Source organism: [Actinomadura] parvosata subsp. kistnae (assembly GCF_900323885.1).
Classification (GTDB): Bacteria; Actinomycetota; Actinomycetes; order Streptosporangiales; family Streptosporangiaceae; genus Nonomuraea; species Nonomuraea composti.
The window spans coordinates 1-4,091 of the sequence record NZ_OOHJ01000002.1 but is presented as its reverse complement, the minus strand read 5'-3'; the positions used below and the strand labels follow the sequence as shown (position 1 = coordinate 4,091).

Here is a 4,091-nt window from a genome sequence, read left to right as displayed (position 1 = left end):
AGCTCCTCGTCGTACAGCTCCAGATCGTCGATGAGCGCTGCTGGTCCCAGCGCGTCTCCAGCCACTTGTGGAAGGAGGTGCCGCGGCGGGCCAGCGGCGCGGGCTTGACCGGGACCGGCCGGCGGATCCTGCGGGCCAGCTCGCGCGGGTCGGCGGCCAGCGTGACCAGCGCGGACACGGTCAGCTTCGTCGGCAGCTCGACCGTGGTGGCGGGCCTGCGCCGGTGCAGCTCCCGCTCGCGCAGCAGCAGGTCGGTGTCGCGCTGCCAGGCCCGCAGCCGCTCCTCCTCGTACGCCTTGATCGGCTCGTCCTCGTACGGCCCCAGCGTGCCCGCCAGCGCGTCCTCGACGAGCCGGGCGCCGTCGAGCACGGACTCGTAGCGCAGCCCCTCGGGCTCGACCGGCCAGGTGGCCTGGCTCGGCCAGCAGCGGGTTGGTGGCGCCCTCTTCGAGATCGTCGGCCCACACGGAGATACGGTCGGCGGTGTCGCGGATCTCCAGCAGGAAGTCGGACGGCTCCAGCGGCTTGGTCGCGCTGCCCCACCGGTAGCCGGAGGCGATCAGGTGGTAGTGGGCGCGGGTCACGGCCACGTAGGCGAGCCTGCGCTCCTCCATGAGGTCGCGCTCGCGGCAGTGCTCGTCGAACGCGGCCAGCTCCTCCTTGCTCAGCCCGCCCAGCCGGGGCAGGTCGGCCGCGTCGCCGCGCAGCGCGTAGGGGAGCTTGCGCGGGTTCTCCGTCCAGCGGCTGTTCATCACCGGCGTGGCGGGGAAGATGCTGCCGGTCGCGATCGTGCCCTTCGAGCTGACGAGCTGCGACAGGCCCGGCACGACCACGACGGGCCACTCCAGGCCCTTGGAGGCGTGCACGGTCATCAGCTTGACGCTGTTGCTCTCGCCGACCCGGCCGGCCTCCAGGCCGAACTCCTCGCTCTCGGCCGCCTGGAGGTAGGCGAGGAACGCCCCCAGCGTGGGATCCTCGGCGTCGCCGGCGAAGCGGGAGGCCGCGTCGAGGAACGCGTCGAGGTCGGCCGCGCCGCGAACGCGCCGACCGTGCCGCTGCGCGCCGCCACCTCGATGTCGAGGCCGAGCCTGCGCTCGACCTCGCTGATCAGGTCGGGCAGCGGCTGCGCGGTGTGCGCGCGCAGGTGGCGCAGCTCGTGCGCGAGCGCCACCAGCCTCGTGCGGGCCAGCGCGAGAACGACTCCAGCCACTCCTCCCTGTCGGGCAGCTCGTCGAGGGCGTCGACCAGGCTGCCGCGCTCCTCGGCCAGGTCGGCCACCACCTGGTCGAGCGGGTCGTCCTCGCGGTGGCTCTCGCTCAGCTCCCTGGCGAGGGTACGGGCGTGCTCGCCCAGCACCCGCAGGTCGGCCGGACCGATCCGCCAGCGGGCCCGGCCAGCAGCCTGGCCAGCGCGTCGCCCGCCGTGGCGTCGTACAGGACGCGCAGGGTGGCCACGATGTCGCTCACCTCGGGCACGGTCAGCAGGCCGCCCAGGCCGACCACCTCGACCGGGATGTCCCGCTCCTCCAGCGCCCTGCGGATCGCGGGAACTGCGAGCGCTTGCGGGCCAGGATGGCGACGTCCTGGGGTTGCAGGGCGAGCGTCTTCTTGCGCTCCTTCTCGCCCCACGCAGGCCGTCGGGGCCGTCTCCTGGCCGAGCAGCCTGGCGATGCCGTCGGCGATCCACTTCGCCTCGTCGGCGCGGTCTCGTGGAAGGCGCAGGTGACGCGCCGCGATCGACCCGGTTCGGGCCGGGGACCAGCACGGGCACCTCGCGGGCCTCCATGCGCAGCGGCAGCTGGACGCGGGCGGCGACGTCGAGCACCCGGTCGCCGTTGCGGAAGCTGACGCTGAGCTGGCGGACCGGCCGGGTCGCCGGCGGCCGTGCGTCTTGAGGGAAGCGGCGCAGGTTGCCCGCCGACGCGCCGCGCCAGCCGTAGATCGACTGGCACGGGTCGACTACGGCGACCAGATGTCGCTGGCCGCCCGCATCGCCGCCAACCACAAGGAGGTCGGCGAGATCGAGCGGGGCCGCTACTCCGTGGTCCTGCTCGACGAGTACCAGGACACCAGCCACGCCCAGCTCGTCCTGCTGCGCTCGCTCTACGGCGGCGGCCATCCGGTCACCGCCGTGGCGACCCGTGCCAGTCGATCTACGGCTGGCGCGGCGCGTCGGCGGGCAACCTGCGCCGCTTCCCTCAAGACTTCCGCACGGCCGCCGGCGACCCGGCCCCGGTCCGCCAGCTCAGCGTCAGCTTCCGCAACGGCGACCGGGTGCTCGACGTCGCCGCCCGCGTCCAGCTGCCGCTGCGCATGGAGGCCCGCGAGGTGCCCGTGCTGGTCCCCGGCCCGAACCGGGTCGATCGCGGCCGCGTCACCTGCGCCTTCCACGAGACCGCCGCCGACGAGGCGAAGTGGATCGCCGACGGCATCGCCAGGCTGCTCGGCCAGGAGACGGCCCCGACGGCCTGCCGTGGGGCGAGAAGGAGCGCAAGAAGACGCTCGCCCTGCAACCCCAGGACGTCGCCATCCTGGCCCGCAAGCGCTCGCAGTTCCCCGCGATCCGCAGGGCGCTGGAGGAGCGGGACATCCCGGTCGAGGTGGTCGGCCTGGGCGGCCTGCTGACCGTGCCCGAGGTGAGCGACATCGTGGCCCCTGCGCGTCCTGTACGACGCCACGGCGGGCGACGCGCTGGCCAGGCTGCTGGCCGGGCCCGCTGGCGGATCGGTCCGGCCGACCTGCGGGTGCTGGGCGAGCACGCCCCGTACCCTCGCCAGGGAGCTGAGCGAGAGCCACCGCGAGGACGACCCGCTCGACCAGGTGGTGGCCGACCTGGCCGAGGAGCGCGGCAGCCTGGTCGACGCCCTCGACGAGCTGCCCGACAGGGAGGAGTGGCTGGAGTCGTTCTCGCCGCTGGCCCGCACGAGGCTGGTGGCGCTCGCGCACGAGCTGCGCCACCTGCGCGCGCACACCGCGCAGCCGCTGCCCGACCTGATCAGCGAGGTCGAGCGCAGGCTCGGCCTCGACATCGAGGTGGCGCGCGCAGCGGCACGGTCGGCGGCGCGGGCGCGGCCGACCTCGACGCGTTCCTCGACGCGGCCTCCCGCTTCGCCGGCGACGCCGAGGATCCCACGCTGGGGGCGTTCCTCGCCTACCTCCAGGCGGCCGAGAGCGAGGAGTTCGGCCTGGAGGCCGGCCGGGTCGGCGAGAGCAACAGCGTCAAGCTGATGACCGTGCACGCCTCCAAGGGCCTGGAGTGGCCCGTCGTGGTCGTGCCGGGCCTGTCGCAGCTCGTCAGCTCGAAGGGCACGATCGCGACCGGCAGCATCTTCCCCGCCACGCCGGTGATGAACAGCCGCTGGACGGAGAACCCGCGCAAGCTCCCCTACGCGCTGCGCGGCGACGCGGCCGACCTGCCCCGGCTGGGCGGGCTGAGCAAGGAGGAGCTGGCCGCGTTCGACGAGCACTGCCGCGAGCGCGACCTCATGGAGGAGCGCAGGCTCGCCTACGTGGCCGTGACCCGCGCCCACTACCACCTGATCGCCTCCGGCTACCGGTGGGGCAGCGCGACCAAGCCGCTGGAGCCGTCCGACTTCCTGCTGAGATCCGCGACACCGCCGACCGTATCTCCGTGTGGGCCGACGATCTCGAAGAGGGCGCCACCAACCCGCTGCTGGCCGAGCCGCCGAGGCCACCTGGCCGGTCGAGCCCGAGGGGCTGCGCTACGAGTCCGTGCTCGACGGCGCCCGGCTCGTCGAGGACGCGCTGGCGGGCACGCGGGCCGTACGAGGACGAGCCGATCAAGGCGTACGAGGAGGAGCGGCTGCGGGCCTGGCAGCGCGACACCGACCTGCTGCTGCGCGAGCGGGAGCTGCACCGGCGCAGGCCCGCCACCACGGTCGAGCTGCCGACGAAGCTGACCGTGTCCGCGCTGGTCACGCTGGCCGCCGACCCGCGCGAGCTGGCCCGCAGGATCCGCCGGCCGGTCCCGGTCAAGCCCGCGCCGCTGGCCCGCCGCGGCACCTCCTTCCACAAGTGGCTGGAGACGCGCTGGGACAGCAGCGGCTCATCGACGATCTGGAGCTGTACGAC

Annotated in this window: 3 protein-coding genes and 5 pseudogenes; 3 read left to right on the top strand and 5 right to left on the bottom strand. The window is 74.1% G+C overall.

Annotated elements, in window-relative coordinates; all coding sequences use genetic code 11:
- The 4 genes and pseudogenes from KIS93_RS64350 to KIS93_RS64335 form a co-directional block, all read right to left on the bottom strand.
- Positions 1-370 (bottom strand): annotated as a pseudogene (locus KIS93_RS64350) (ATP-dependent helicase); the annotation flags it as partial.
- A gap of 241 nt (positions 371-611) precedes the next feature.
- A pseudogene (locus KIS93_RS64345) lies at positions 612-914 on the bottom strand (3'-5' exonuclease); the annotation flags it as partial.
- 193 nt (positions 915-1,107) lie between these two features.
- Entirely contained in the window at positions 1,108-1,356 is a 249-nt protein-coding gene (locus KIS93_RS64340) for a hypothetical protein (RefSeq protein ID WP_246005146.1), read from the bottom strand.
- Positions 1,317-1,502 carry a hypothetical protein gene (locus KIS93_RS64335; RefSeq protein WP_246005145.1) on the bottom strand — a complete coding sequence of 62 codons (186 nt, stop codon included), beginning with the start codon at positions 1,500-1,502 and terminating at the stop codon, positions 1,317-1,319. Before KIS93_RS64335 ends, KIS93_RS64340 begins: the two co-directional genes overlap by 40 nt.
- A 469-nt stretch (positions 1,503-1,971) precedes the next feature.
- Between KIS93_RS64335 and KIS93_RS64330 the strand changes: the two are divergent.
- Positions 1,972-2,073, top strand: a pseudogene (locus tag KIS93_RS64330) (hypothetical protein); the annotation flags it as partial.
- Between the two features lie 124 nt (positions 2,074-2,197).
- On the opposite strand, the gene KIS93_RS64325 reads toward KIS93_RS64330, so the two are convergent.
- The gene (locus KIS93_RS64325; protein ID WP_246005147.1) at positions 2,198-3,238 is read right to left on the bottom strand and encodes a hypothetical protein; all 1,041 of its coding nucleotides are present in this window, start codon (positions 3,236-3,238) and stop codon (positions 2,198-2,200) included.
- Between KIS93_RS64325 and KIS93_RS64320 the strand changes: the two are divergent.
- Positions 3,227-3,487, top strand: a pseudogene (locus KIS93_RS64320) (hypothetical protein); the annotation flags it as partial. The gene KIS93_RS64325 and the pseudogene KIS93_RS64320 overlap by 12 nt on opposite strands.
- Before the next feature lie 143 nt (positions 3,488-3,630).
- Positions 3,631-4,091, top strand: a pseudogene (locus KIS93_RS64315) (ATP-dependent helicase); the annotation flags it as partial.